The 26651-nt window shown below is 55.7% G+C and carries 29 protein-coding genes; 19 read left to right on the top strand and 10 right to left on the bottom strand.

Annotated elements, in window-relative coordinates:
- The 4 genes from ACWYRJ_RS02195 to trxC all read right to left on the bottom strand — a co-directional run.
- Positions 1–112 (bottom strand): hypothetical protein (locus ACWYRJ_RS02195; RefSeq protein WP_455507332.1); only part of this gene is annotated, 112 nt, incomplete at its 3' end.
- A gap of 110 nt (positions 113–222) precedes the next feature.
- Positions 223–2886 carry a bifunctional acetate--CoA ligase family protein/GNAT family N-acetyltransferase gene (locus ACWYRJ_RS02190; protein ID WP_149366364.1) on the bottom strand — a complete coding sequence of 888 codons (2664 nt, stop codon included), beginning with the start codon at positions 2884–2886 and terminating at the stop codon, positions 223–225.
- Positions 2887–2921: 35 nt separating this feature from the next.
- Complete coding sequence (tapT, locus tag ACWYRJ_RS02185; protein WP_455507330.1) at positions 2922–3620, bottom strand: tRNA-uridine aminocarboxypropyltransferase; 699 nt, start codon at positions 3618–3620, stop codon at positions 2922–2924.
- 69 nt (positions 3621–3689) lie between these two features.
- On the bottom strand, positions 3690–4109 hold the full coding sequence (trxC, locus tag ACWYRJ_RS02180; protein WP_111965120.1) for a thioredoxin TrxC: 420 nt from the start codon (positions 4107–4109) through the stop codon (positions 3690–3692).
- Between the two features lie 204 nt (positions 4110–4313).
- Between trxC and ACWYRJ_RS02175 the strand changes: the two genes are divergently transcribed.
- Positions 4314–5402, top strand: a complete 1089-nt coding sequence (locus tag ACWYRJ_RS02175) for a tRNA/rRNA methyltransferase (RefSeq protein WP_455507329.1) — start codon at positions 4314–4316, stop codon at positions 5400–5402.
- Positions 5403–5442: 40 nt separating this feature from the next.
- On the opposite strand, the gene ung is transcribed toward ACWYRJ_RS02175, so the two are convergent.
- Entirely contained in the window at positions 5443–6132 is a 690-nt protein-coding gene (ung, locus tag ACWYRJ_RS02170; protein WP_023333064.1) for a uracil-DNA glycosylase, read from the bottom strand.
- Positions 6133–6446: 314 nt separating this feature from the next.
- Here ung and grcA point away from each other — a divergent pair, with 314 nt between their 5' ends.
- Complete coding sequence (grcA, locus tag ACWYRJ_RS02165; protein ID WP_008502190.1) at positions 6447–6830, top strand: autonomous glycyl radical cofactor GrcA; 384 nt, start codon at positions 6447–6449, stop codon at positions 6828–6830.
- A 50-nt stretch (positions 6831–6880) separates the two neighbouring features.
- Here the strand turns inward: grcA and srmB are convergent, their stop codons facing one another.
- Positions 6881–8209: an ATP-dependent RNA helicase SrmB gene (srmB, locus tag ACWYRJ_RS02160; protein WP_023344704.1), complete on the bottom strand. Its 1329-nt coding sequence runs from the start codon at positions 8207–8209 to the stop codon at positions 6881–6883.
- A gap of 132 nt (positions 8210–8341) precedes the next feature.
- On the opposite strand from srmB, the gene trmN reads away from it, so the two are divergent.
- Positions 8342–9079, top strand: a complete 738-nt coding sequence (trmN, locus tag ACWYRJ_RS02155) for a tRNA(1)(Val) (adenine(37)-N(6))-methyltransferase TrmN (protein WP_223580266.1) — start codon at positions 8342–8344, stop codon at positions 9077–9079.
- Here the strand turns inward: trmN and nadB are convergent.
- Complete coding sequence (gene nadB, locus ACWYRJ_RS02150) at positions 9064–10683, bottom strand: L-aspartate oxidase (RefSeq protein ID WP_455507328.1); 1620 nt, start codon at positions 10681–10683, stop codon at positions 9064–9066. The two genes, trmN and nadB, sit on opposite strands and share 16 nt — an antisense overlap.
- 344 nt (positions 10684–11027) lie before the next feature.
- Between nadB and rseD the strand changes: the two genes are divergently transcribed.
- The 12 genes from rseD to acpS all read left to right on the top strand — a co-directional run bounded on the left by rseD (position 11028) and on the right by acpS (position 20442).
- Positions 11028–11111 carry a rpoE leader peptide RseD gene (rseD, locus tag ACWYRJ_RS02145; protein ID WP_223605340.1) on the top strand — a complete coding sequence of 28 codons (84 nt, stop codon included), beginning with the start codon at positions 11028–11030 and terminating at the stop codon, positions 11109–11111.
- Positions 11108–11683, top strand: coding sequence for an RNA polymerase sigma factor RpoE (gene rpoE, locus ACWYRJ_RS02140; RefSeq protein ID WP_006176728.1), 576 nt, complete (start codon positions 11108–11110; stop codon positions 11681–11683). The genes rseD and rpoE overlap by 4 nt, the downstream gene beginning before the upstream one ends.
- A gap of 31 nt (positions 11684–11714) precedes the next feature.
- Complete coding sequence (rseA, locus tag ACWYRJ_RS02135; RefSeq protein WP_008502186.1) at positions 11715–12365, top strand: anti-sigma-E factor RseA; 651 nt, start codon at positions 11715–11717, stop codon at positions 12363–12365.
- A complete protein-coding gene (gene rseB / locus ACWYRJ_RS02130; protein WP_023308851.1) occupies positions 12365–13318 on the top strand; it encodes a sigma-E factor regulatory protein RseB in 954 nt (317 codons plus the stop codon). The genes rseA and rseB overlap by 1 nt, the downstream gene beginning before the upstream one ends.
- Entirely contained in the window at positions 13315–13791 is a 477-nt protein-coding gene (rseC, locus tag ACWYRJ_RS02125; RefSeq protein WP_271368260.1) for a SoxR-reducing system protein RseC, read from the top strand. The genes rseB and rseC overlap by 4 nt, the downstream gene beginning before the upstream one ends.
- A gap of 185 nt (positions 13792–13976) precedes the next feature.
- Positions 13977–15776: a translation elongation factor 4 gene (gene lepA / locus ACWYRJ_RS02120; RefSeq protein ID WP_023308849.1), complete on the top strand. Its 1800-nt coding sequence runs from the start codon at positions 13977–13979 to the stop codon at positions 15774–15776.
- Between the two features lie 15 nt (positions 15777–15791).
- A complete protein-coding gene (gene lepB, locus ACWYRJ_RS02115; protein WP_024908620.1) occupies positions 15792–16766 on the top strand; it encodes a signal peptidase I in 975 nt (324 codons plus the stop codon).
- Positions 16767–16988: 222 nt separating this feature from the next.
- Positions 16989–17669, top strand: a complete 681-nt coding sequence (gene rnc / locus ACWYRJ_RS02110) for a ribonuclease III (protein WP_003860711.1) — start codon at positions 16989–16991, stop codon at positions 17667–17669.
- Complete coding sequence (gene era / locus ACWYRJ_RS02105) at positions 17666–18571, top strand: GTPase Era (protein WP_111965125.1); 906 nt, start codon at positions 17666–17668, stop codon at positions 18569–18571. The genes rnc and era overlap by 4 nt, the downstream gene beginning before the upstream one ends.
- Positions 18572–18589: 18 nt before the next feature.
- Entirely contained in the window at positions 18590–19297 is a 708-nt protein-coding gene (recO, locus tag ACWYRJ_RS02100; protein WP_455507331.1) for a DNA repair protein RecO, read from the top strand.
- A 33-nt stretch (positions 19298–19330) separates the two neighbouring features.
- Complete coding sequence (pdxJ, locus tag ACWYRJ_RS02095) at positions 19331–20062, top strand: pyridoxine 5'-phosphate synthase (protein ID WP_008502179.1); 732 nt, start codon at positions 19331–19333, stop codon at positions 20060–20062.
- Positions 20062–20442, top strand: coding sequence for a holo-ACP synthase (acpS, locus tag ACWYRJ_RS02090; RefSeq protein ID WP_455507327.1), 381 nt, complete (start codon positions 20062–20064; stop codon positions 20440–20442). The genes pdxJ and acpS overlap by 1 nt, the downstream gene beginning before the upstream one ends.
- Here acpS and ACWYRJ_RS02085 read toward each other — a convergent pair.
- Complete coding sequence (locus tag ACWYRJ_RS02085; RefSeq protein ID WP_008502177.1) at positions 20439–20699, bottom strand: YfhL family 4Fe-4S dicluster ferredoxin; 261 nt, start codon at positions 20697–20699, stop codon at positions 20439–20441. The genes acpS and ACWYRJ_RS02085 overlap by 4 nt on opposite strands.
- Before the next feature lie 46 nt (positions 20700–20745).
- The gene (locus tag ACWYRJ_RS02080; RefSeq protein WP_111965128.1) at positions 20746–21594 is read right to left on the bottom strand and encodes a MurR/RpiR family transcriptional regulator; all 849 of its coding nucleotides are present in this window, start codon (positions 21592–21594) and stop codon (positions 20746–20748) included.
- Between the two features lie 117 nt (positions 21595–21711).
- Between ACWYRJ_RS02080 and murQ the strand changes: the two genes are divergently transcribed.
- Genes murQ through tadA form a run of 4 tightly spaced genes read left to right on the top strand, consistent with a single transcriptional unit; the run spans position 21712 to position 25180 of the window.
- Positions 21712–22605: an N-acetylmuramic acid 6-phosphate etherase gene (murQ, locus tag ACWYRJ_RS02075; RefSeq protein WP_111965129.1), complete on the top strand. Its 894-nt coding sequence runs from the start codon at positions 21712–21714 to the stop codon at positions 22603–22605.
- Between the two features lie 11 nt (positions 22606–22616).
- Positions 22617–23978, top strand: coding sequence for a PTS transporter subunit EIIC (locus ACWYRJ_RS02070; RefSeq protein ID WP_249576276.1), 1362 nt, complete (start codon positions 22617–22619; stop codon positions 23976–23978).
- A gap of 3 nt (positions 23979–23981) precedes the next feature.
- The gene (yfhb, locus tag ACWYRJ_RS02065; protein WP_039263757.1) at positions 23982–24617 is read left to right on the top strand and encodes a phosphatidylglycerophosphatase C; all 636 of its coding nucleotides are present in this window, start codon (positions 23982–23984) and stop codon (positions 24615–24617) included.
- A 56-nt stretch (positions 24618–24673) separates the two neighbouring features.
- On the top strand, positions 24674–25180 hold the full coding sequence (gene tadA, locus ACWYRJ_RS02060; protein ID WP_455507326.1) for a tRNA adenosine(34) deaminase TadA: 507 nt from the start codon (positions 24674–24676) through the stop codon (positions 25178–25180).
- Here tadA and mltF read toward each other — a convergent pair.
- Complete coding sequence (gene mltF / locus ACWYRJ_RS02055) at positions 25068–26618, bottom strand: membrane-bound lytic murein transglycosylase MltF (protein ID WP_111965132.1); 1551 nt, start codon at positions 26616–26618, stop codon at positions 25068–25070. The two genes, tadA and mltF, sit on opposite strands and share 113 nt — an antisense overlap.
- Positions 26619–26651 lie beyond the last annotated feature (33 nt).

The following is a 26651-nucleotide window of genomic DNA, read 5'->3' as shown; positions in this document are numbered from 1 at the left end:
CCCGAAAATGAGCGGGAGCGTAAAAGAACTCTACATCATCAACTGACTGAGAAATCTTCGGTAGTTGAGCAAGGTGTTGTTGATGTTTATTACGCTTAAATTTTGACAACATCACAGTGCGTATCTTCTCTGTTCATTGAAGGGTTGTCTGTACTATGCAAACAACATAAGCGGACAATGATACCACCAGTCCCGTCCAAAGTGGGTAACATTTCCAGTAGCTTACTCGCGTTTGCTGGCTGATGTCAGACTAAGGGACAAGGCAACAATACCTTCGTCAAGCTGAATATCAACGTCAAACCCAAGTTTTCGCGCCAGGGTCACCATACCGCGATTGTTAGGCATAGTAATGCCATTAAGGCGTAACAATCCGTGATCTCGCGTATAACTGATGAGTTTTTCCAGCAACCGTCTTCCCAGACCCAGGCCTTTAAGATCGGAGCGCACCAGCACCGCAAACTCCGCATCGACGTTATCCGGGTCAGAAATCGCACGCGTAACGCCGAGGATCTCATCACCCTTATCGGAGCGACGAACGGCAACAAACGCCATTTCTCGATCGTAGTCGATCTGGGTCATATTGGCTAAATCATCGTGGGTAAATTCGTTGATTTCGCTAAAATAGCGATAATAAAGATCCTCTTTCGTGACCTGAGAGATAAAGGCTCGCAGCTGGGGCTCATCTTCCGGCAGAATAGGGCGGAACAAGGCGCGTTCACCATTTTTCATCTCAACCCACTCCTCCAGCTGCAGGGGATACGGGCGGATTGCCAGGCGACTCTCTCTGTCTCCTTCGAATGGTGCGATATCCAGAGTCACGTCCAGCGCCGTAAACTCATTGCCGGAGGCGAGCAGCGGATGAATGTCCAGCCGCTGGATCTCGGCACAATCCACAATCAGGTTAGAGACCTGCACCAGGAACTGGCTTAGCCCGGCAATATCGAGCGGACGCAGCGCACTCCGGCCGCGGATCTTTTTACTTTTAATCGCCTGAATGATCAGATAACGCGCCAGATTCATGTTAAGAGGCGGCAACGCCACCACGGCCTGCTCTTCCGGGCGCCACTCAACGCCGCCTTCTCCCAGCATGATGAGCGGACCGAAGACGGGATCGTGTTCAACCACCACCCGTAATTCCTGAGCACCAGCGCGGTTGGCCATGCTTTGCACCAGCAATCCGTGGATTCTTGCCTGCGGCCAGGCCATTTTGACCCGATCGAAAATGGCATCAGCTGCCTGCTGCACCTCCGTTGCCGTGCGCAGGTACAACATGACCCCCTGCACATCCGACTTATGCGGGATATCCGGGGAACGCAGCTTCAGGGCAACCGGATAGCCAATCTGCTCGGCAATATGCACGGCCTCAGCGCTGTCGCTGGCGATCCAGGTCGGCAGGGTTTGCATCCCGTAGCTGCCCAGAATCGGCTGGACCTCATGTGTATCCAGCGACGTTGCGCCTTCTTCAATGGCCTGCTGCAACAGCCGGTGAACGTCAACGGTGTTGGCCGTCAAATTCCCGGGCAAGGCCGGCGTCTCGCGGAGCTGTTTCTGGTTACGGCGATATTCCACCATATGCATAAACGCGGTGATGGTGCCTTCCGGCGTGCGGTAGGTTGGCAGCCCGGCCTCGCTGAACAGGCGCCGCGCCTCCTGAGAAGAAAACTCACCGCACCAATTGGTGAGCAGGGTGACATATTTGCCTCGCGGATGGCTGCGCACGGCGTCAATGAGCGCGCGCGCGCTTTCACTGCCCGGCGCGACCGCGCTGGGTGAATGGATAATCATCAGCGCATCGAAATCCTGGCTATCCAGCAAAATGGAGATCGCCCTGATATAGCGGTCGCTGCTGGCGTCATCGCGCAAATCAAGCGGGTTGCCGGGCGTCACGCTGGTCGGAAGCGCTTCTTTCAGGCGCTGCAGCGTCTCTTCACTCAGCGTTGCCAGCTTGCCGAAGCGCCGCCATAGCTCATCCAGAGCGAGCGCGGCAGGGGCGGCACCGTTACTGACGATCATTAGCTTCTCGCCGCGCAACGGGCGCATATGGCTTAACGTCTCAACGGCGGAAAAAAGCTCGTGCGTATCCTGCACCCGCAGCAACCCCGCGCGCTGAATGGCGGCGTCCCAGGCGGGATCCATGCCGGAATGCGAATGCAGCAGGCGCTGTGCCGCAGGGCTTCGCCCGCTTTTGATCACCAGGATCGGCTTATTGCGCGAAGCGCTTCGAGAAGCCGAGACAAAACGACGCGCGTCGCTGAGGTGCTCAAGATAAAGCAGGATTGCACTGGTTTTGCCGTCACGTGCCAGAAAATCCAGTAGCTCATCAACGTCGATATCCAGGCTGTCGCCCAGGGCAATGAAGTAGGAGAATCCCATTTCACGCTGCTGCGCCCAGTCGAGGATAGTGTTCGATACTGCAGCCGACTGCGAGATAAACGCCAGTTTGCCTTTGCGGATCGGAACCGGAGAGAAGCTGGCATTTAAGCCCTGCCAGGGGGCGAGCAGGCCGAGACTGTTTGGTCCAAGAATGCGCATTTGATAGCGGCTGGCGCAGGCCAGAAGCTCGGCTTTCTGTTCAGGCGGAGACGAGAGAATAATGCAGGTTTTACAGCCTTTCTTGCCGAGCGATTCCAGCAGCTCCGGATTCCGTTTCGCATTTGTACACAGTACAGCCAGGTCCGGTACGAAAGGCAGGCTCTGTACATCAGGCCATGCAAGCACTCCCTGAACCGCCTTATACGCGGGCGTGACGGGCATGACTGGGCCATTAAATCCCCCGGCCAGCAGGTTGCGCATCATCAGATAGCCAGCACGATCCGGTTTCATTGATGCGCCGATGACGGCAATGGATTTAGGACGAAGTAGCGCTTCTAACCCTCGCTGGCTCATGCAGGCCTCCTGTGAATGCAAGCGACCTGATGATTTTAAACGCTTTCCGCCTCGGCTGCTGTGACGCTGCCCTTATGAACGGTTTTTCCCGCCAGATAGCGTTCCCGGAAACAGGAGAAATGGTTGCCCAGGGCGCCAGCCGCAGCGGTATCACCCGCCAGATCCAGAAGCGCAATGGCCACTTCGGCGGTGCAGTATTGTCCGTCAGCATGCGCTTCACGCAGGCGGTAGGCGGAGACGCGGGAAAGATCGACAGAAATCACCGGAAGTGCGTCGAGATACGGGCTTTTGCGAAACATTTTTCGCGCTTCGGTCCAGGTGCCGTCCAGCATAATAAATAGCGGCGGTTTACCGGATGGCGGCGTCGAAAGCACCTGGCGATCCACGCCTGCATAAGAGGCGGGGAAAACGACCATCGGCTGATAGTCCGGGCTAGCCACTAAGTCGAGCAGGGCCTCAGGTGGCTCCGTTCGGGACCACTGAAAAGCCGCAGTATCCGGGAGAATATCGGCGATAAGGCGTCCCGTATTGCTGGGTTTCATCGGCTCGGTATCGAACATGACCAGACAAAAACGGCTCTGTGCCGAACTCGGGGCCAGCGTCTCGCACAGGCAAACCTTCAGCGGCAGCAGGCAGCGCTGGCAGCGGCGAATACGGTTTCCGCGCGCGAGAAACGGTCGAGTGGCGCGCGCAAGGCGTTCGGCGCGTAGTTGAAGAACAGCGTTATCAGTCATGGGCGAAATGCAGGAAAAACCCTATTTTCGCAGAGGCAGGAGCGGGGCACAAGATGTGCCCCGTGAATGTTACAGTGACTCGTTTAACCAGCTTTCAAAAGGTGCTTTAGGAACGGCACCGTTGAGCATATCGATCACCTCACCATTTTTAAAAATCATAATGGTCGGGATGCTGCGGATGCGAAAACGGGCGCTTAGTTCGGGCTCAGCTTCAGTGTTGACCTTAACGAACCGCATTTTTCCGTTTCGCTCTTCGGCCACATCTTCGAAGATAGGCGCGAAGCTACGGCAAGGGCCGCACCATGGCGCCCAGAAATCGACCACGACAGGAAGATCGTCCTTGAGGAGTTTGTCCAGCGTAGCACCCGTTGCGTTAATGACGTCGCCATCAAACAATTCATGGCCGCAACGTCCGCATTTCGCACCATCTTCCATCCGATCGTCCGGAATGCGGTTAAGAGCCTGACAGTTGGCACATACGGTATTCATAACTAACCTCTGATAGAGCCGTGGGACAGCGGCGGAACGCCGATAATGTTTCTAATATGTTACATATTATCAATGAGCCTGTTTGAAACAACAATGCGTTTTATTCAATGAGAACAATAGTCACAGGCTTTTGTACGAAATTATGGCTATGCGCTGGCACATCGGGTAATCTGCGCGCTTCGCGCAGCGCTGGTGGAGAAAAGCATGAACGACGAAATGAAAAACAAAAGCGGCAAGGTCAAAGTGATGTATGTCCGCAGTGATGATGACTCTGATAAACGCACCCAAAATCCGCGTACCGGAAAAGGTGGCGGGCGTCCGGCGTCTTCTTCTCGTGCTGACGGTGGCCGTCGCCCCGCCCGCGATGACAGAAATAACCGCGGTGATGACCGCAAACGTGACGATCGCAAACGCGATGACCGTCCGCGGGAAGACTTCTCACGTGATAATGTCTCCCCGTGGCGTACCGTTTCTCGCGCCCCTGGCGATGAGACGCCGGAAAAAGCCGATCACGGCGGTATCAGCGGTAAAAGCTTTATCGACCCGGAAGTGCTGCGTCGCCAGCGTGCGGAAGAGACCCGCGTGTACGGTGAGAACGCCTGCCAGGCGCTGTTCCAGAGCCGTCCTGAGTGTATCGTCCGCGCCTGGTTTATCCAGAGCGTAACCCCGCGCTTCAAAGAAGCCCTGCGCTGGATGGCCGCGAACCGTAAAGCCTACCACGTGGTTGATGATGCCGAGCTGACCAAAGCCTCCGGTACTGAACACCACGGCGGCGTTTGCTTCCTGATCAAAAAACGTAACGGCACGACCGTGCAGCAGTGGGTCAGCCAGGCGGATGCCGATGACTGCGTGCTGGCGCTGGAAGATGTGGGCAACCCGCATAACCTGGGCGCAATGATGCGCAGCTGCGCGCACTTTGGCGTGAAAGGCGTGCTGTTGCAGGATGCTGCACTGCTGGAATCCGGTGCCGCGATCCGTACTGCGGAAGGCGGAGCCGAGCACGTGCAGCCGATCACCGGCGACAGCGTGCTGGATGCTCTTGAGCAGTTCCGTAAAGCGGGCTATTCCATCGTAACTACTTCAAGCCATGCCGGTACGCCGCTGTTTAAAGCGACGCTGCCGCGTAAAATGGTGCTGGTATTAGGTCAGGAACGTGATGGTCTGTCTGACGCGGCGCTCTCCAGTGCGGATCTGAGCGTCTCTATTGATGGGACAGGCAATGTGGAAAGTCTGAACGTATCCGTTGCGACCGGCGTACTGCTGGCCGAGTGGTGGCGTCAGAATAAGGCATAAGCCTCTTCATGTGCCGGGTCATACCCGGCACATTCAATTACTACTCGCTCTCAGCCGGTAGCACAGGCATCCAGTCAATGGGCGTTTCGCCACGTTTTTCCAGCCATTCGTTCGCCAGAACAAAATGATTACTGCCAAAGAAACCGCGATGTGCAGACAGCGGTGACGGGTGTGGCGCTTTCAACACGTGATGGCGCTGACGGTCAATAATCGCCCCTTTCTTCTGCGCATGCGATCCCCAGAGTAAAAACACGACCCCTTCACGATGCTCGTTGATCAGGCTGATGACTTTATCGGTGAACGTCTCCCAGCCCAGGCTGGCGTGCGAGTGCGCCTGGCCCGCCCGTACGGTGAGTACCGTATTCAGTAACAGCACTCCCTGACGCGCCCAGCTTTCCAGGTAGCCGTGGTTTGGCCGGGTAAACCCGGGCACGGTTCCTTCAAGCTCTTTATACATGTTGAGCAGAGAAGGGGGGATCGCCACGCCCGGACGTACGGAAAATGCCAGCCCATGCGCCTGGCCCGGGCCGTGATAGGGATCCTGGCCCAGAATAACCACTTTCACATCGCTCAGTTCGGTGTAGCGAAAGGCGTTGAACACGTCTTTCTGCGGCGGGTAAATCGTCTGTCCGGACTGACGCTCAGCGGCAACGGTGCTGAGCGTATTGATAAAATATGGCTGCTGCTTTTCTTCTGCCAGCACGTCATGCCAGGTTAAAGGTGTCGTCATCTCGCTCTCCTGCGAATCTCAATCTCTTACTAGCTTACCTTCTAAAGCCCGGTGAGCAAAATTACACGCTGAAATGCGCGCTAAGTGGCTAAATTTATGTTGAAAATGTGCAGGTAAAATTGAATTGGTAAGGTCGTGAAATTGATCTAAAGCAATAAATTCAAGCCACACTCTTTATGTGGTTGGTGTTTTTGTTGATTTAAATCAATAAATCACCGTGGTGTGAATGATATATATACACACAAGAAACAATGGTTTTACCAATTGGCCGCGAGAGGCCGACATCAGCTAATGTAGCCTAAGGGAGGCAACACATGATTACAGGTATCCAGATTACTAAAGCTGCAAATGACGATCTGCTCAACTCTTTCTGGCTGCTGGACAGTGAGAAAAACGAAGCGCGCTGTGTCGTTGCGAAAGCGGGTTTTGCTGAAGATGAAATCGTGCCGGTGAGCAAACTGGGCGAAATCGAATACCGTGAAATTCCAATGGAAGTAAAACCGGAAGTGCGTGTGGAAGGTGGTCAGCACCTGAACGTAAACGTACTGCGTCGCGAAACGCTGATGGACGCGGTAGAGCACCCAGAAAAATATCCACAGCTGACGATTCGCGTGTCCGGCTATGCGGTCCGCTTTAACTCACTGACTCCAGAACAGCAGCGCGACGTCATCGCCCGTACCTTTACTGAAAGCCTGTAACGGCTTCAGCAGGGGGGAATAAAAAAGCCGGGGATTTCCCCGGCTTTTTTTTACTCTTCAGTTTTCGTCTCTGGTGCGGCAGAGCTTGGCTTACGTCGCTTACCAATATTCTTGGTATCGCGGTGGCGCTGCTTCACGCGCGGTTTCTCTTTTTCTTTCTCTTTTCTCTCAGCACGTTTCGCGAGCGCTTTCTTGGACGGTTTACCCGTCATTTTTTCACTCGGCGCACGTGTGGTTGGGCGCAGGCCGTCAATAACGCGCGCTTTCAGCGGCTCGTCAACATAGCGGCCAATTTTCTGCAACAGCAGGTAGTCATGCGCTTCGACCAGTGAGATAGCAATCCCTTTGCGGCCCGCGCGGCCGGTACGGCCAATACGGTGCAGATAGGTATCGCCGCTGCGCGGCATATCGAAGTTAATGACGTGGCTGACGTCAGGGATGTCGATCCCGCGAGCGGCAACGTCTGTGGCAACCAGCACGTTAACGCGGCCATCGGTCAGGCGCTTAATGCCTTCGGTACGCTTGATCTGCGCCATCTCGCCTTCAAGATAGCAGTTGTTGATCCCGGCGTTACGCAGCATTTCTGCCAGCTCGTGCACGCGCTCGCGCTTACGCACAAACACGATTGTGCGCAGCGCATCTTCCTGCTTCAGCAGGTGTTTGAGCAATTCGACCTTGTGCTCAAGGTTGTCCGCGCGGTAGTACCACTGGTGGATCTTCTTACGCTCACGGGTGGACGGCGTCGCCGACACTTCTACCGGATCTTCCAGCAGACGCTCTGCGAAGTCTTTAATCGCTTCCCCTTCGAGGGTGGCAGAGAACAGCATCGTCTGGTTACGCCAGCGTGTTTCCCCGGCAATGTGCTCGATATCCTGCGCGAAGCCCATGTCCAGCATGCGGTCAGCTTCGTCGAGGATCAGCGTTTCAACCGCGCGGCAGTCGAAGTTCTCTTCTTTAATGTACTGCAGCAGGCGGCCCGTCGTCGCAACGACGATGTCCTGGTTTTCGCTGAACACTTCGGCGTGGTTCATATACGCAACGCCGCCGGTGATGGTCGCGATATCCAGATGGGTATTTGCCGCGAGTTCACGCGCGTGATCGGCCACCTGCATGGCCAGTTCGCGCGTCGGCGTCAGGATTAAAATACGCGGCGGGCCAGATTTTTTACGCGGAAAGTCGAGCAGATGCTGCAACACAGGCAGCAAATAGGCTGCTGTCTTCCCCGTGCCGGTTGGCGCAGAACCGAGCACATCGCGGCCCTCAAGCGCAGGCGGAATGGCCGCTGCCTGAATGGCGGTCGGGCGTGTAAAGCCTTTGCTCTCAAGTGCATTGAGCAGGCTTTCATCGAGTTCAAGTTCGGAAAAAGTCGTTACAGTCATGTTCTACCTCTGTGTGGGGCGCTGATTATAGACGTTACGGCTGTAATCTTCATCTGTTTGTATGGATATCGCTTTTCGGCCACTTCGCTTTCCCCTATGCTACTCCAGTTTCACTTAGAAGGTTGCCCCGACATGTCTCAACTCAAAGCGCAGCTGCGCCGCGATGGTTTTACGTTTAAACAATTTTTTGTCGCTCACGATCGCTGTGCCATGAAGGTCGGTACAGACGGCATTTTACTGGGCGCGTGGGCGCCTGTCGCAGGTGTTAAGCGTATTCTTGATATCGGTACCGGCAGCGGGCTGGTGGCGTTAATGCTGGCGCAGCGCACGGAAGAGCATGTCACCATTGATGCCGTCGAGCTGGATGCGCGAGCGGCAGAGCAGGCGAATGAAAATGTAGCCGAATCCCCCTGGGCTGCCCGCATGAAAGTGGAATGCGCAGATGTGCTCGCCTGGGCGCCTGAACAAACCGCGCGTTACGATCTGATCGTCAGCAACCCTCCTTACTACGAGCCCGGCGTTGAGTGCGGTACCCCCGAGCGTGAGCAGGCGCGTTATACCGGTTCCCTCGATCACAAGGCCCTGCTCACCAGTGCGGCCGAGCTTATCTCCGAAGAAGGCTTTTTCTGCGTGGTCCTGCCTGAGAGTACCGGCAACACGTTCATTGGTATCGCGCAGGAGATCGGCTGGACGTTACGCCTGCGTACCGATATTTCGGATACGGAAGGCCGACTGCCACACCGCGTGCTGCTGGCGCTCTCGCCGAAAGAGGGGGAATGCTTTAACGATCGAATGGTGATCCGTGGGCCAGACCAGCGTTATTCCGAAGATTACACTGCCCTGACCCAGGCGTTTTATCTGTTTATGTAAACCTGCGGGGCGAGTATCGACGGGCCGGAATCAGCAAGCTGATTCGGGTAGTCCAGGGTGTAGTGCAGCCCGCGGCTCTCTTTACGCATCATCGCGCAGCGAACAATCAGCTCGGCAACCTGCACCAGATTGCGCAGCTCCAGCAGATTATTGGATACGCGGAAATTGGCATAATACTCATCAATTTCCTGCTGCAGCATGGTGATGCGGCGCAATGCGCGTTCAAGACGTTTCGTGGTGCGCACAATTCCGACGTAGTCCCACATAAACAGCCGCAGCTCATGCCAGTTATGCTGGATCACGACCAGCTCGTCCGGGTTATCCACGCGGCTTTCATCCCAGGCTGGCAGGTGCTCAGTCTCACGGGCGTAGGGCATGCGCTTCGTGATGTCTTCTGCGGCCGACCAGCCGTACACCAGACATTCAAGCAGCGAGTTAGAAGCCATACGGTTCGCGCCGTGAAGCCCGGTATAGCTGACCTCACCGATAGCATAAAGTCCGTCCACATCGGTACGCCCATGATCGTCAACCATTACGCCACCGCAGGTATAGTGGGCGGCTGGCACAATCGGCACCGGATCGCGCGTTAAATCAATGCCAAGATTGAGCAGCTTTTCATAAATCATTGGAAAATGCTGGCGAATAAACGCTGCTGGCTTATGGCTGATATCAAGATACATGCAGTCCACGCCAAGGCGCTTCATTTCATGATCGATGGCGCGAGCAACGATATCGCGGGGGGCCAGTTCGCCACGGGCGTCAAAGTCCGGCATAAAGCGGGTGCCGTCAGGGCGTTTCAGATAGGCCCCTTCGCCGCGCAGGGCTTCCGTCAACAGGAAGTTGCGCGCCTGAGGGTGGAACAGGGCGGTTGGGTGAAACTGATTGAACTCAAGATTCGCCACCCGGCAGCCGGCGCGCCAGGCCATAGCGATACCGTCTCCGGAGGCAATGTCCGGGTTCGTGGTGTACTGATACACTTTTGAGGCGCCGCCCGTAGCCAGTACTACAGCCTTTGCCTGACAGGTTTCCACCTTCTCTTTATTACGGTTCCAGACCCAGGCGCCCACCACGCGACGCGTGCCGGGCAGGCCAATCTTGTCAGAGATAATCAGGTCAACGGCATTACTCCGCTCAAGAACCCGAATATTAGGATGGTTCAGCGCTTTACCAACCAGCGTGGTTTCCACTTCTTTTCCGGTGGCATCTGCTGCGTGCAGGATGCGGCGGTGGCTATGGCCGCCTTCGCGCGTCAGGTGGTAGCTCTCTTCACCGTTGGGTTGAACCTGCGTATCGAATAACACGCCCTGGTCGATGAGCCACTGCACGCAATGACGGGCATTGCTGGCGACAAACTCTGCGGCGTGTGCATCCACGATCCCGGCCCCGGCAATCAGCGTATCTTCAACGTGGGATGCAATGCTGTCTGTCTCATCAAACACCGCGGCAATGCCACCCTGGGCATAAAACGTGGAACCCTCGCTTATCGGCCCTTTACTCAGAACGATAACGTTTTGATGCTCGGCCAGGCGCAGCGCCAGAGAGAGACCGGCAGCACCGCTGCCGATGATCAGTACATCACAATGGAGTTCAGGTGTTGTGTTCATGATTGTTGTTTAATTTACTAAACAGTGTTGAGTCAGAATAGCACTCGAATGCGATATATCGCACGTATTTTTTTAGTGACTGTTGCAATGGCTAAACGCTTAAGTTGAGGTAAACGGAGGGTAAATGAGTGAAATTATTTTGCGAAGCAGATCGTTAGCGTCAGATTTTGTGGTGAAATAAAGCCTGTGTTGCGTTACTCTTCTGGCGGGAAAAAGATGTTTCTTGTCAGAAACTGGTGCGTATCGTGAACAGACTTATAATGAGAGAAAATGAACAGTCTGCGGCGCGATGAACAAAAACAAAGGCGTTACGGAACTTATTGAAGATCAGACACTCTAATCCGGTGCTTGCTCAAAGTGCGGTATTTTTAGAGTGGCGTTTCGATAACGCGTGGAATTTAGGTTTGGGGAGACATTACCTCGGATGAGCGAGCAGTTAACGGACCAGGTCCTGGTTGAACGGGTCCAGAAGGGAGATCAGAAAGCCTTTAACTTACTGGTGGTGCGCTACCAGCATAAGGTGGCGAGCCTGGTTTCCCGCTATGTACCGTCAGGCGATGTGCCTGATGTGGTGCAAGAGTCTTTTATTAAGGCCTATCGCGCGCTGGATTCTTTCCGGGGAGATAGTGCTTTTTATACCTGGCTGTACCGTATTGCGGTCAATACGGCAAAGAATTATCTGGTCGCTCAGGGTCGTCGTCCGCCTTCAAGTGATGTGGACGCAATTGACGCCGAAAACTTCGAAAGTGGCGGCGCATTGAAAGAAATTTCGAACCCTGAGAACTTAATGTTGTCAGAAGAACTGAGACAAATCGTTTTTCGCACGATCGAGTCGCTCCCGGAAGATTTACGCATGGCAATTACGTTACGGGAGCTTGATGGTCTGAGCTATGAAGAGATAGCCGCTATCATGGATTGTCCGGTCGGCACGGTACGTTCACGAATTTTCCGTGCGCGAGAAGCTATTGATAATAAAGTTCAACCGCTTATCAGGCGTTGACGATAGCGGGATACTGGAAAAGGTATTAGGCATGCAGAAAGAAAAACTTTCCGCTTTAATGGATGGTGAAACGGTAGATAGTGAGCTGCTCAACGAGCTGTCTCATTCTCCCGAAATGCAAGAGACCTGGGAGAGTTACCATCTCATCCGTGACACCCTTCGCGGTGACACCGGCGAGGTTCTCCATTTCGATATCTCAGCCCGCGTCATGGCGGCGATTGAGAATGAGCCTGTTCATCAGACCACTCCGCTGATTCCTGAAGCTCAACCCGCACCTCACCAGTGGCAGAAAATGCCATTCTGGCAAAAGGTGCGCCCGTGGGCCAGCCAGCTTACCCAAATGGGTGTGGCTGCATGCGTATCGCTTGCAGTTATTGTTGGCGTCCAGCACTATAATACTCAGTCTGAAACTAATCAGCAGCCAGAAGCGCCAGTGTTTAACACACTGCCGATGATGGGCAAAGCCAGCCCGGTAAGCCTGGGCGTACCGGCTGATGCTTCCGCCAGCGGCGGCCAGCAACAGCAGGTTCAGGAGCAGCGCCGTCGCATTAATGCGATGTTGCAGGATTATGAGTTGCAGCGTCGTCTGCACTCTGAACAGCTTCAGTTTGAGCAGGCGCAGACACAGCAAGCTGCTGTGCAGGTGCCCGGAAACCAAACTTTAGGAACGCAATCGCAGTAATGAAGCAACTTTGGTTCGCCATGTCTCTGATGGCGGGTAGCCTGTTCTTCTCTGCCAACGCCTCGGCTGATGTATCATCCGGGGCGTTGTTGCAGCAAATGAATCTGGCCAGCCAGTCACTCAATTACGAGTTGGCATTTATCAGCATCAACAAGCAGGGCGTCGAGTCGTTACGCTATCGCCATGCCCGTCTTGATAACCAGCCGCTCGCCCAGCTTTTACAGATGGATGGTCCGCGTCGGGAAGTTGTCCAGCGTGGTAACGAAATCAGCTATTTCGAGCCCGGCCTGGAACCTTTCACGCTGAATGGCGACTATATCGTTGATTCCCTGCCGTCACTCATTTACACCGACTTCAAACGGCTTGCCCCTTACTACGATTTTATTTCGGTAGGGCGTACGCGTATTGCGGACAGACTGTGCGAGGTGATCCGCGTTGTCGCCCGGGATGGAACGCGTTACAGCTATATTGTCTGGATCGACGCTGAAACTAAACTCCCGATGCGTGTAGACCTGCTTGACCGTGACGGTGAAACGCTGGAACAGTTCCGCGTTATTTCGTTCAGCGTGAACAATCAGGTTGGCAACAGCATGCAGAATCTGGCTAAGGCCAGCCTGCCGCCGCTGCTTTCTGTTCCTGCCGGGGATTCCGTTAATTTCAACTGGGTACCTGCCTGGATCCCACAAGGGTTTAGCGAAGTGTCCAGCAGCCGTCGTCAGCTGCCAACGATTGAAACGCCGGTGGAATCGCGTCTCTATTCGGATGGTCTGTTCAGCTTCTCGGTGAATATCAATCGCGCAACGGCAAACAGCGCTGAACAAATGCTGCGTACCGGGCGCCGTACGGTGAGTACAACGGTACGCGATAATGCAGAAATCACCATTGTGGGAGAACTCCCTCCGCAAACGGCGAAACGTATTTCCGACAGCATTAAATTCAGGGCTGCACAATGATTAAAGAGTGGGCGACGGTTGTCTCATGGCAGAACGGCATTGCGCTGGTGAGCTGCGATGTTAAAGCCTCATGTAATAGCTGCGCATCCCGCGCTGGCTGTGGCAGCCGCGTGCTGAACAAGCTCGGGCCACAAACATCGCACACGATTTCAGTGCCAAGCGAACAGCCGCTGATGGCCGGGCAGAAGGTGGAACTGGGCATCGCGGAAGGCAGCCTGCTCAGCTCCGCTATGCTGGTGTATCTCTCTCCGCTGGTCGGCCTGTTTATCATGGGTGGTCTGTTTCAGATGCTGTTTGGTACCGATATGGCCGCTATGTGCGGTGCCGCATTGGGTGGCGTGGGGGGATTCTGGCTTGCCAAAGGTCTCTCCCCAACGCTTGCCGCGCGCGAGGAGTGGCAGCCTGTCATTCTCAGCGTTGGGCTGGCGCCAGACCAGCTTCGTATTGAAACGCTCTCTTCTGAGGCCCGGTGATCCATCGGGCTTTATCTTTTTTTACACCCTAAAACAGAAAACGTCCTTTCTTCACGCTATACCAGTCTCTAAGTGCATTTCCAGGTAGCGAGGATGTAGTGTAGAATGCTGCGTTTTCGCACTGAAAAACGTCAGGCTAAGAACAGCGGCCTCCAGGAATTCGTAAGGCATAATTATTTAACTATATGAAGAACATACGTAACTTTTCGATCATTGCTCACATTGACCACGGTAAGTCGACGCTGTCTGACCGTATTATCCAGATTTGCGGTGGCCTGTCTGATCGTGAAATGGAAGCCCAGGTTCTGGACTCCATGGACCTGGAACGCGAACGCGGTATCACCATTAAAGCGCAGAGCGTTACGCTTGATTACAAAGCGGCTGATGGTGAAACCTATCAACTGAACTTTATCGACACCCCAGGCCACGTTGACTTCTCCTATGAAGTATCACGCTCGCTCGCGGCCTGTGAAGGCGCGCTGCTGGTGGTGGATGCCGGGCAGGGCGTTGAAGCCCAGACCCTGGCAAACTGCTACACCGCGATGGAAATGGATCTCGAAGTTGTGCCGGTTCTGAACAAGATCGACCTGCCAGCCGCCGATCCTGAGCGCGTAGCGGAAGAGATTGAAGATATTGTCGGCATTGACGCGACCGATGCCGTGCGCTGCTCCGCGAAAACCGGTGTCGGCGTCACCGACGTGCTGGAACGTCTGGTGCGTGATATTCCGGCCCCGGAAGGCGATCCGGATGCCCCGCTGCAGGCGCTGATTATCGACTCCTGGTTCGATAACTATCTGGGCGTTGTCTCCCTGGTGCGTATTAAAAACGGCACCATGCGCAAAGGCGACAAAATCAAGGTTATGAGTACCGGACAGGTCTATAACGCCGACCGTCTGGGTATCTTCACGCCAAAACAGGTTGATCGCACCGAGCTGACATGCGGCGAGGTAGGCTGGCTGGTCTGCGCCATCAAAGACATCCTCGGCGCGCCGGTGGGTGATACCCTGACGGGTGCGCGTAACCCGGCAGATAAAGCGCTGCCAGGCTTTAAAAAGGTGAAGCCGCAGGTTTACGCGGGCCTGTTCCCGGTCAGCTCTGACGACTACGAAAACTTCCGTGATGCGCTTGGCAAGCTGAGCCTGAACGATGCCTCCCTGTTCTATGAGCCAGAAAGCTCAACGGCGCTGGGCTTCGGCTTCCGCTGCGGCTTCCTTGGTCTGCTGCACATGGAGATCATTCAGGAGCGTCTGGAGCGTGAATACGATCTGGACCTGATCACCACCGCGCCGACGGTAGTATATGAAGTTGAAACCACCTCGAAAGAAGTGATCTACGTCGACAGCCCATCCAAGCTGCCGCCGTTGAACAATATTCACGAGCTGCGTGAGCCGATTGCCGAATGTCACATGCTGCTGCCGCAGGAGTTCCTGGGCAACGTCATTACGCTGTGTATTGAGAAGCGCGGCGTGCAGACCAACATGGTTTACCACGGTAACCAGGTGGCGCTGACCTACGAAATCCCGATGGCGGAAGTGGTACTCGACTTCTTCGACCGTCTGAAGTCGACCTCCCGTGGCTATGCGTCACTGGATTACAACTTCAAACGCTTCCAGGCCTCCAACATGGTGCGTGTGGACGTGCTGATCAACGGCGAGCGTGTGGATGCGCTGGCGCTGATCACCCACAACGACAATGCGCCATACCGTGGCCGCGAGCTGGTTGAGAAGATGAAAGATCTGATCCCGCGTCAGCAGTTCGATATCGCGATTCAGGCGGCCATTGGCAACCATATTATCGCGCGTTCCACCGTGAAACAGCTGCGTAAAAACGTTCTGGCGAAGTGCTATGGCGGTGACGTCAGCCGTAAGAAAAAGCTGCTGCAGAAGCAGAAAGAAGGTAAGAAGCGTATGAAGCAGGTCGGTAACGTCGAGCTGCCGCAGGAAGCATTCCTTGCCATCCTTCATGTTGGTAAAGACGGCAAATAACCCTAAGGAGTTGGCATGGCGAACATGTTTGCCCTGATCCTGGTCATTGCTACCCTGGTGACAGGTCTGCTGTGGTGTCTGGATAAGTTTATCTTCGCCCCAAAACGTCGCGAACGTCAGGCTGCCGCACAGGCAGCCACTGGCGATGGGATTGACGCGAAAACCCTGAAGAAAGTCGGCCCGAAACCGGGCTGGCTGGAAACGGGCGCCTCGGTATTTCCGGTGCTGGCGATTGTGCTGGTGGTACGTTCGTTTATTTACGAGCCGTTCCAAATCCCATCAGGTTCAATGATGCCAACGCTGCTGATCGGTGATTTTATTCTGGTAGAGAAGTTTGCCTACGGCATTAAAGATCCTATCTACCAGAAAACGCTGATCGAAACCGGTCATCCGAAACGCGGCGACATCGTGGTGTTCAAATATCCGGAAGATCCGCGCCTGGACTACATCAAGCGCGCGGTAGGTCTTCCGGGTGATAAAGTGACTTACGATCCGGTTGCGAAAGAAGTCACCGTTCAGCCGGGCTGCAGCTCCGGTACCGCATGCGAAAACGCGCTGCCAATCACCTACTCAAACGTTGAGCCAAGTGATTTTGTGCAGACCTTTGCTCGTCGTAACGGCGGCGAAGCGACCAGCGGATTCTTCCAGGTACCGAAAGGTGAAACCAAAGAGGACGGCATTCGTCTGGTTGAGCGTAAAGAGACGCTGGGCGATGTGACGCACCGAATCCTCACCGTGCCAATCGCGCAGGATCAGCTGGGTATGTACTATCGCCAGCCGGGCCAGCAGCTCGCGAGCTGGATTGTACCGCCAGGGCATTACTTCATGATGGGTGACAACCGCGATAATTCAGCTGACAGCCGTTACTGGGGCTTCGTGCCGGAAGCGAATCTGGTCGGTAAAGCTACCGCCATCTGGATGAGTTTTGAGAAACAGGAAGGCGAGTGGCCGACCGGTGTTCGACTGAGTCGTATCGGCGGAATCCATTAATTCTCAATAAATGAACGCGTAGCCGCTTTAATTAGCGGCTACGTGAATTATTTCCACGATAAATCTCTTCGAACTAACGACATCCCCTGTCGTTGTGTATAGAATATTCCCCCGAAGTTTAAGGTTGGCCCTGCAAGGGTGCCACGGCACACGAAACCGCGTTGGTTTTCTCAGGTCGGTTTCGTGTGCTGCATTTTTGACGCATTCATTTATTGGTATCGCATGAACCCCATCGTAATTAATCGGCTTCAACGGAAGCTGGGCTACACTTTTCATCATCAGGAGTTGTTGCAACAGGCATTAACCCACCGCAGTGCCAGCAGCAAACATAATGAGCGTCTCGAGTTTTTAGGCGACTCTATTTTAAGTTTCGTGATTGCGAATGCGCTTTATCATCGTTTCCCGCGTGTGGATGAAGGGGATATGAGCCGCATGCGCGCCACGCTGGTTCGGGGTAATACCCTTGCGGAAATCGCGCGCGAATTTGAACTGGGCGAATGTCTGCGTCTTGGGCCGGGTGAACTGAAAAGCGGCGGCTTCCGTCGTGAATCTATTCTTGCCGATACGGTCGAAGCATTAATTGGTGGTGTGTTCCTGGACAGCGATATCCAGACCGTAGAAAAGCTGATCCTTAACTGGTATCAGACCCGTCTGGACGAAATCAGCCCGGGCGATAAACAAAAAGATCCGAAAACGCGTCTGCAGGAATATTTGCAGGGTCGTCATCTGCCGCTGCCGTCTTATCTGGTGGTGCAGGTTCGTGGCGAAGCGCACGATCAGGAATTTACCATCCATTGCCAGGTCAGTGGCCTGAGTGAACCGGTGGTGGGCACAGGTTCAAGCCGTCGTAAGGCTGAACAGGCTGCCGCCGAACAGGCGTTAAAAATGCTGGAGCTGGAATGAGCGAAGAAAAGACCTATTGCGGATTTATTGCCATCGTCGGACGTCCGAACGTTGGCAAATCCACTCTTCTGAATAATCTGCTTGGGCAGAAGATTTCTATCACCTCGCGTAAGGCGCAGACCACGCGTCACCGCATCGTCGGTATCCATACTGAAGGCGCGTATCAGGCGATCTACGTCGATACCCCGGGCCTGCACATGGAAGAGAAGCGTGCCATCAACCGTCTGATGAACAAGGCGGCGAGCAGCTCGATTGGCGACGTGGAGCTGGTGATCTTCGTTGTGGAAGGCACCCGCTGGACGCCGGACGACGAGATGGTGCTGAACAAGCTGCGTGACGGCAAAACGCCGGTCATCCTCGCGGTCAACAAAGTGGACAACGTGCAGGAAAAAGCCGATCTGCTGCCGCATCTGCAGTGGCTCGGTAGCCAGATGAACTTCCTCGACATCGTTCCGCTGTCTGCAGAGACGGGTCTGAACGTGGACACCATCGCGGGCATCGTGCGTAAACATCTGCCGGAAGCGATTCATCACTTCCCGGAAGACTACATCACCGATCGCTCTCAGCGCTTTATGGCGTCTGAAATCATTCGTGAAAAGCTAATGCGTTTCCTGGGCGCTGAACTGCCGTATTCTGTGACGGTGGAGATCGAGCGTTTCCAGAGCAACGAGCGTGGCGGCTACGACATCAACGGCCTGATCCTCGTTGAGCGTGAAGGGCAGAAGAAGATGGTGATCGGCAATAAAGGTGCCAAGATCAAAACCATCGGCATTGAAGCCCGTAAGGACATGATGGAGATGTTCGAAGCGCCGGTTCACCTCGAACTGTGGGTGAAAGTGAAATCTGGCTGGGCCGATGATGAGCGTGCTCTGCGCAGCCTCGGTTACGGCGAAGACCAGTAACTCAAGACGACGAGTATGATGGAAGGATGGCAGCGCGCCTTCGTTCTGCATAGTCGTCCCTGGAGCGAAACCAGCCTGATGCTGGACGTCTTCACGGAAGAGTCGGGCCGCGTGCGTCTTGTTGCCAAAGGCGCACGTTCCAAACGTTCTAACCTGAAAGGCGCCCTACAGCCTTTCACACCGCTGCTGGTTCGCTTTGGTGGGCGAGGGGAAGTTAAAACCCTGCGCAGCGCCGAAGCCGTCTCCCTGGCGCTTCCTCTCTCCGGCATCACGCTCTACAGCGGTCTGTATGTCAATGAACTCATTTCACGCGTTCTTGAACATGAGACTCGCTTCTCTGAACTTTTCTTTGATTATTTGCACTGTATCCAGGCGCTGGCTGGCGCAACCGGCACGCCCGAGCCTGCGCTGCGGCGTTTTGAACTGGCGCTGCTGGGCCATCTTGGGTACGGGGTCGATTTTCTGCACTGTGCGGGCAGCGGTGACGAAGTGGAAGACACCATGACCTACCGCTACCGCGAAGAAAAAGGCTTTATTGCCAGCGTCGTGATCGACAACAGCACCTTTACCGGGCGCCAGCTCCGGGCGCTGTATGAGCGCGAGTTTCCCGATCGGGAGACCCTGCGCGCAGCAAAACGCTTTACCCGGATTGCCCTCAAGCCGTATCTTGGCGGCAAGCCCTTAAAGAGCCGCGAATTATTCAGGCAGTTTGTGCCGAAACGTTAGACCACAGAATCGAAAAGAAAACCGAGGATTGTCATGGCTGAATTACTGTTAGGCGTCAACATCGATCATATCGCCACGCTGCGTAATGCGCGCGGCACGGCGTATCCCGATCCGGTTCAGGCGGCGTTTATCGCTGAACAGGCTGGCGCCGACGGCATTACCGTTCACCTGCGTGAAGACCGTCGCCATATCACTGACCGCGACGTTCGCATTCTGCGCCAGACGCTGGACACCCGTATGAATCTGGAGATGGCGGTCACCGAAGAGATGCTCGCCATTGCCTGCGAGACCCAGCCGCACTTCTGCTGCCTGGTGCCGGAAAAACGCCAGGAAGTCACGACCGAAGGCGGTCTGGACGTGGCCGGCCAGCTCGACAAAATGCGCGATGCCTGCAAGCGCCTGGCGGATGCCGGTATCCTGGTTTCGCTGTTTATTGACGCCGATTTCACCCAGATTAAAGCGGCAGCCGACGTGGGCGCGCCGTATATCGAAATTCACACCGGCTGCTATGCCGATGCCAAAAACGATGCCGAGCAGGCCAAAGAGCTGGAGCGTATTGCTAAGGCGGCCACCTACGCGGCGAGCCTGGGCCTGAAGGTCAATGCCGGTCACGGCCTGACCTACCATAACGTGAAGGCCATTGCCGCCATCCCGGAAATGCACGAGCTGAACATCGGTCACGCGATCATTGGCCGCGCGGTAATGAGCGGCCTGAAAGAGGCGGTCGCCGAGATGAAACGCCTGATGCTGGAAGCGCGTCAGTAATGGCCATTCTGGGCTTAGGCACCGATATCGTGGAAATAGCCCGCATTGAAGCGGTGATCGCCCGCAGCGGCGATCGCCTCGCAAGGCGCATGCTGAGCGATAACGAATGGGCCATCTGGGAAGCGCATCAGCAGCCGGTGCGTTTTCTGGCGAAGCGTTTTGCGGTAAAAGAGGCGGCGGCCAAAGCCTTCGGGACCGGCATTCGTAACGGTCTGGCGTTCAACCAGTTTGAAGTGTTTAACGATGAGCTGGGTAAGCCAAGCCTGCGTTTATGGGGCGAGGCGCAAAAGCTTGCAGAGAAGCTGGGCGTGAATCACATGCACGTGACGATCGCGGATGAACGCCACTATGCCAGCGCGACGGTGATCATCGAAAGTTAAAGTTTGTCCGCGTGGTGCATCAGGACAAACTTATCCCACAGCTGCTCTTCGCTCTCGACGTGCGCCGGATCCTTCAGAATGGTATTCGGGATTGGGCACACTTTCTGACAGGTCGGCGTTTCATAGTGGCCGATGCATTCGGTGCAGCGGTCGCTGTTAATCTCATAAATGCTGTCGCCCATCGAAATGGCCTGGTTCGGGCATTCGGGCTCGCACATATCGCAATTAATGCATTTTTTGGTAATTAACAGCGCCATCAGGAAATTCTCAGAAACAACACAAACTGGGCGGGCATTATACGCGTCAAACCAGTTTCTTTACCAGTTCTTCGCTGTGGCGAATGCGCTCTGGCGCTCGCTCCAGATCCTGCTGCACCAGCGCCATAAACAGCAGGTCCGTCAGCATCATTTGTGCGCTGGTGGACGAGATAGCCGCGCTGCGCGTGGCCTGCTCCTCGGCAATGGTATATAAACAGCGCGTGGCCCGCTGCTGCAGGGCATTTGGCGTAAAACCGGTGATTGCCAGAATTTTACCGCCGACGCGCAGCGCTTCATCAGTTGCCATGTTGATTTCACGACGCTCGCCGGAGTAAGAGATGGCCAGCAGCAGATCGTCAGGATCCATCGCCTGTACGGTCGCCAGCAGGGCGTGCATATCCTGTTCGACGATGGCGTTAAGGCCAATTTTCGTCAGCTTCCAGCCAAAGTTACGCGCCACAAGTCCGGACGCGCCGATGCCGGTCAGAACGATCCGCCGCGCGCTACGCAGCATCGCCACGCTCTCCAGCAGCTTCTCTTCCGTATTCACATCGAGCGTCGCATGCATGGCGGCCACGTTCTCTTTGATCAGCTTTTCGCCGACCAGCCGCATCGGGTCATCGCCGCGGATCTGATTATGCACCGGCATGGACTGCGGATTGGGGTTGCTGACCAGTGCTTCGCTAATCGCCAGCTTGAGGGCAGGGAATCCCTTAAAGCCAATCTTCTGGGCAAATTTCACCACGCTGGACTGGCTCACGCCGGCTTCACTCGCCAGCTGCTGCGAGCTGAGATGGCGCGCGCGATCGGGTTGAGAAAGCAAAAAATCCGCCAGCTTCTTGTCGCTTTGGGCAAAGCCTGCGTAGCGCTGGCGAATGCGAATTAAACAGTTCATACGGTCTCCTGGCGAAAATGTGATTATCTGCGCAAATACGAATTTTGCTCGCCTGAATGAATTTTATATTCCATTATAGTGTGATTATTATGAATTAAAAATTCTTGAGGTACAAAAATGAATCTTGGCTCACTTGTTTCTGAAACGCGTAACCCGCAAACCATGGATCTGGATGCGCTCTCCACCCTGGAGCTGGTTAACCGCTTTAATCAACAGGATACGCTGGTCGCTCAGGCAGTGAAAGAGACATTACCCGAGGTGGCGAAAGCGGTCGATGCGGCGGCGGAAGCCCTCAAGGCCGGTGGACGCATTATTTACATGGGCGCGGGGACCAGCGGGCGTCTTGGGGTTCTGGACGCGTCAGAATGTCCGCCCACATTTGGGGTGCCGCATGGTCTGGTCGTTGGGTTAATTGCCGGTGGACCCGGTGCGCTGCTGAAAGCCGTTGAAGGGGCGGAAGATAACAAACAGCTGGGCGAGGATGACCTGAAGGCGCTGAATCTGACGGAGAAGGATCTGGTGGTCGGTCTGGCGGCATCCGGGCGCACGCCCTACGTCATTGGCGGCCTGGAATACGCCAACCAGACCGGCTGCACGACGGTGGCCATCTCCTGTAATCCGGGCTCCCCGATTGCGCAGGTGGCCGCTATCGCTATCTCTCCGGTGGTCGGGCCGGAAGCGCTCACCGGCTCCACGCGCCTCAAGTCCGGGACCGCGCAAAAGCTGGTGCTCAATATGATCTCCACCGGCGCGATGGTTAAGTTCGGCAAGGTGTATCAGAACCTGATGGTGGATATGCAGGCCACCAACGTCAAGCTGGTGGACAGAGCCTGCCGCATGGTGATGGAGGCGACGGGCGCAGGCCGTGAAGAGGCCGAAGCGGTACTCAAACAAACCGATCATGATGTTAAACCTGCCATTCTGATGATTTTAAGCGGGCTGGATGCGGCGACCGCGAGAGCAAAACTCGATGCGCATAACGGCTTCTTACGGGCGGCATTAGAAAACTAACAGAGGCGTCTATGGACAAAACAGCAGCGCTCGCCAGCGATATCCTGCGGGGGATCGGCGGGGAAAAAAATATTCAGCGTCTCGAAAACTGCATGACGCGCGTGCGCGTCGAGGTGCATAACGACGACCAGCTTGACGTGCCGGGTCTGAAGCAACTGTCCGGCGTCAGCGGTTACGTGAAGCAGGGCCAGCAGCACCAGCTGATCGTCGGCCCAGGGAAAGCGGCGCAGGTTGTCGATGCTATGCGCGCGCTGATGGGCGTTAGCGCGAGCGTATCGATTGACGATACTGAGCGCACCAAAGCGCAGGCGAAAGCCAAATACAAAGCCCCCATGAGCGACGCGCTGCGACAGCTGGCCAACGTCTTTATTCCGCTGATCCCGGCGTTTATTGCCTCCGGCCTGATCACCGGGATCATCAATATCCTCAAGCGACCGGATATCGTGGGGGATTTCGCCACGCAGTATCCGAACCTGCTGGGGATTCTCGGGATCTTCGGCAGCGCGGTGTTCGCCATTATGAACATTATTGTCGGGGTCAATACCGCGAAGGTGTTTGGCGGATCGCTGGCGATGGGCGGCGTGATGGCGGGCATCTTGTCCAGCCCGCAGCTGGCGCAGATTACGCTGTTTGGTGAGGCGCTTCAGCCGGGCCGTGGCGGGGTGATAGCGGTGCTGCTGGTGGTCATCCTGATGTGCTGGATCGAGAAAAGGCTGCGCGCGATTTTGCCCGGTTCGATTGAGCTTATCCTCAACCCGCTGCTGACCACGCTGATTACCGGTAGCGTAGCGATTGTGGCCCTCCAGCCGTTAGGCGGGTGGATCTCTGAAGCCATCGCTCACGGTGCGTCTCTGGCGATTGACCGCGGCGGGCTGCTGGTTGGCGCTGTGCTTTCCGGTACCTTCCTGCCGCTGGTGCTGACCGGCCTGCACCAGGGGCTGGTGCCGATCCACGTCGAGCTGGTGCAGGCGCACGGCTATAACGCGCTGCTGCCTATCCTGTCGATGGCGGGCGTGGGGCAGGTCGGCGCGGCGATTGCCGTACTGATGAAAACCCGCAACGCGCGTCTGAAAAAAATGATTAAAGGCGCACTCCCGGTCGGACTGCTCGGCATCGGCGAGCCGCTGATTTTCGGCGTTACGCTGCCGCTGGGTAAACCGTTCCTCGCGGCCTGTCTGGGCGGAGCGGTAGGCGGGGCGCTGATCAGCTACTGGAAAGTCGCCACCGTGATCACCTTTGGGCTTTCCGGTTTACCGCTGGCATTAACCATCGTGACCGGAAAAGTGATGCTCTATCTGTTAGGCTATTTAGTAGCGGTGATCGCCGGGTTCCTTTTTACCTGGCTATTAGGATTCAACGACCCAGAGGAGTAAGGTTTGGCAAATCACGCGCGTCGCGTTGTCTTTTTCGATCTGGATGGAACGCTGCATCAGCAGGATATGTTTGGTACGTTTATGCGTTACCTGCTGCGGCGTCAGCCTTTGAATGCGCTGCTCGTGCTACCGCTCTTACCCGTTATCGGTATCGCGCTGCTGGTGAAAGGCCGTGCGGCGCGATGGCCGATGAGTCTGCTGCTGTGGGGATGTACCTTTGGGCACAGCGAAGCGCGGCTCAAACAGCTCGAAAAGGATTTTGCGCACTGGTTTCGCGGTCACGTTGCGGCCTTTCCTGTTGTACAGGCGCGCCTGACCAGCTACCTCGACGCGAACGATGCCGACATCTGGCTGATTACAGGCTCCCCGCAGACGCTTGTGGAGCAGGTCTACTTTGATACCCCCTGGCTTCCGCGCGTGAATCTTATCGCCACGCAAATTGCCCGCGGTTACGGCGGCTGGGTGCTAACCCTGCGCTGTCTGGGGCATGAAAAAGTGGTCCAGCTGGAGAAACGCATCGGTACGCCGCTGCGCCTGTACAGCGGCTACAGCGACAGCAAACAGGACAACCCGCTGCTCTATTTTTGCCAGCATCGCTGGCGCGTCACGCCGTCAGGTGAACTCCAGCAACTCGAATAGTCTTATCCATAAGGGGTGTGTATAATGCCGCCGCTTTTCGACTGGAGTATCAACCGTTGTCCAACCCTGAATACAATCATGAATACTGGATGCGCCACGCGCTAACGCTCGCTCAGCGTGCCTGGGACGAGGGCGAAGTGCCCGTAGGCGCCGTGCTGGTCCACAATAACCAGGTGATTGGCGAAGGGTGGAACCGTCCGATTGGCCGCCACGATCCTACCGCGCATGCCGAAATTATGGCGCTTCGTCAGGGCGGTCTGGTGCTGCAAAACTATCGCCTGCTTGATACCACGCTGTATGTGACGCTGGAGCCGTGCGTGATGTGTTCCGGGGCGATGGTGCACAGCCGGATCGGGACTCTGGTTTTCGGGGCGCGGGATGAAAAAACCGGCGCGGCCGGCTCACTGATGGACGTGTTGGGGCACCCCGGAATGAACCACCAGGTGAAGACTATCGGCGGGGTGCTCGCACCAGAGTGTTCGGGGCTATTAAGTGATTTCTTTCGAATGCGCCGTCAGCAGAAAAAGCAGCAAAAGGCAGAATTGAAGCTGTCGGGCGATTAAGTTCGTCCGGCGCCACGACCGGATAACTTTGAGCCAGCCGTTTGGCCTCTGTCGCCTCTTTCTCTTTCTCCAGCAGATACCCGACCAGGCTAATCTGATATTTACGGATATTTTCCACGTAGGCGTAGGCTTCATGCCCGCGCGCGTAGCCGTATGTCAGTTTGTTATACCATGGCTTCTGGCTCAGCAGCGGCAGGCGCTGCTTTACGTCTGACCAGCTGTCCGGGTTGCCTTTCGTTTTGGCCGTCAATGCTCGCGCATCCAGCATATGCGCATAGCCCATATTGTAGGCCGCCAGCGCGAACCAGATCCGCTCCTCTTCCGGCACCGTTTCCGGGACTTTGGCCATCATATCCTGCAGGTAGCGCGCGCCGCCGCTGATGCTTTGTTCGGCATCGGTACGGTCATTCACGCCCAGGCTCAGCGCGGTATTTTTGGTTAACATCATCAAACCACGTACCCCAGTCGGGGACGTGGCCTGGGTATCCCAGTGGGATTCCTGATACGAAATAGCCGCCAGCAGTTTCCAGTCAATTTCCTGGGCGTATTTTTCGAACAGCGGCTGCAGGTCCGGCAGGACGCTGTCTACCGCGCGCAGGAAGCTGCGGGTGTCAACGTAGTCAAAGTCATCACCGTGCCCGAGGTACTTCTCCTCCAGACGCGCCAGCGTACCGTCTTCATTGATGGTGTTGAAAAAATCAAGCATCGCGGCAGAGAAGGTCTGATCGTCATCAAGCTGGCTAAACCAGGTCACGGGCTGCTCGTCGGTAACGTCCAGCGCCACGGCGATTTCAGGATGCACGCGCTGGAACAGGCTGATTGCGACCGAATCGGCAATGGTGTAGGGCACTTTCTGGTCTTTTACCTGCTCAAGCAGCTCCGTCGTGCCGAGTTTCGGATCCACCGTCCAGCTCAGGTCGGGATATTTTTTCTCCTTGAGCTCACGCAGGTCGTCAATCACCACGTGGCCGGGCGCAATCGTCAGCTGCCGATCGTTAATCGAAGCCAGCGAGCGCGGGCGCAGGCTCCCGACGCGGTAAACCAGCTGCTGCGAAACGGAGTAGTAGGTCGGGCCCGGCTGGTAGTTCTTGCTGCGCTCGCTGTTATACACCAGCCCGGCGGCAAGCATGTCGGCATCGTCGTTATCGAGGTCGTCAAAAAGCTGATTGATATTCTGGCGGACGGTGATTTTAAGCTTCACGCCAAGATAATCGGCGAACTGTTGTGCCAGCTCATAATCCAGACCAATGATTTTGCCGTTGATGTCGCTGTAAATGAGCGGGGAGTTGAGGGTACTGACGCGCAATTCCCCCCGCTCCTGAATGGCGGCGATACGGTTTTCGGCTTTGCCGAACCAGGGGATAGAAGGCCAGAGGGCCACTGCCAACAGCAACGTTACAATGCCGATGAGCAGATAATTAATCTTTAATTTTTTCAATTAGTTAATTCTCTGCGACGCCGGTTGCCTCAG

It is taken from the genome of Enterobacter sp., assembly GCF_977039595.1.
This window is presented reverse-complemented; position numbering and strand designations above follow the sequence as displayed.